This is a genomic window from Variovorax sp. 01T439_2 (assembly GCF_056398445.1).
Map to the genome: position 1 here is coordinate 1 of NZ_JBFTPJ010001261.1, position 1267 is coordinate 1267.

Here is a 1267-nt window from a genome sequence, read left to right on the forward strand (position 1 = left end):
GTGTAGGGCGCATCGGAGGTGCGCTCGATGGTCGGCATCACCGCGTTGCGGCCTTCGAGCGCGAGCTCGACCGCGCGCTGCCCCAGCTCGTAGGCCTGGCGCACGTCGGTGGCCGAGGCAATGTGCCGCGCCGCGCGCTGCAGGTAGTCGGCCACGGCCCAGTGGAACTTGTGGCCCAGCGCCTCCTTGACCATCTGCGCCACCACCGGCGCCGCGCCGCCCAGCTGCGCATGGCCGAAGGCGTCGCGCGTGCCCTGCTCGGCCAGGAAGGTTCCGTCAGGGTAGTGGCAGCCCTCGGACACCACCACCGAGCAGTAGCCGTGCTGCTTCACCAGTTCGTCGACGCGCGAGAGAAAGCGCGCCTTGTCGAACTCGATCTCGGGGAACAGCACCACCACCGGAATGCCATGGTCGGCCACGAGCCCGCCGGCCGCCGCGATCCAGCCCGCATGCCGCCCCATCACCTCGAGCACGAACACCTTGGTGGAAGTGGCGGCCATCGAGCGCACGTCGAACGAGGCTTCCAGCGTCGACACCGCCACGTACTTGGCCACCGAGCCGAAGCCCGGGCAGCAGTCGGTCAGCGGCAGGTCGTTGTCGATGGTCTTGGGCACGTGGATGGCCTGCAGCGGATAGCCGAGCGACTGCGACAGCTGGCTCACCTTGAAGCAGGTGTCGGCCGAATCGCCACCGCCGTTGTAGAAGAAATAGCCGATGCCGTGCGCCTTGAACACCTCGATGAGCCGCTCGTATTCGCGCCGGTTCTTCTCGAGCGACTTGAGCTTGTAGCGGCACGAGCCGAAGGCGCCCGAGGGCGTGCTGCGCAGCGCCGCAATCGCCTCGGCCGGCTCGGCGCCGGTGTCGATGAGTTCCTCGGTCAGCGCGCCGATGATGCCGTTGCGCCCGGCGTAGACATTGCCGATGCGGTCCGGGTGTTTTCGTGCGGTCTCGATCACGCCGCAGGCCGACGCATTGATGACCGAGGTGACGCCGCCCGACTGGGCGTAGAAGGCGTTGAGGATGGGCATGCGGCCATTCTCCCGCAGCCTCAGGCCGGGCGCCAGGGGTGCTGTCAGCGCCCGCCGAGGCCCATCGCCCGCGTGATCACCTCCTTCATGATCTCGTTCGTGCCGCCATAGATGCGCTGCACCCGCGCATCGGCATACGCGCGCGTGATCGGGTATTCCCACATGAAGCCGTAGCCGCCGTGCAGCTGCACGCAGGCGTCCATCACCTTGCACTGCAGGTCGGTGGTCCAGTACTTGGC

General features: G+C 68.0%; 2 protein-coding genes. Both read right to left on the bottom strand.

What is annotated here, in order from left to right; translation table 11 throughout:
• Window positions 1-1028 (bottom strand): 6-phosphofructokinase (locus tag AC1DOC_RS34100; RefSeq protein ID WP_478131626.1); only part of this gene is annotated, 1028 nt, incomplete at its 3' end.
• A 44-nt stretch (window positions 1029-1072) separates the two neighbouring features.
• Window positions 1073-1267: acyl-CoA dehydrogenase family protein (locus AC1DOC_RS34105; RefSeq protein ID WP_478131627.1), on the bottom strand; the 195-nt coding region annotated here is incomplete at its 5' end.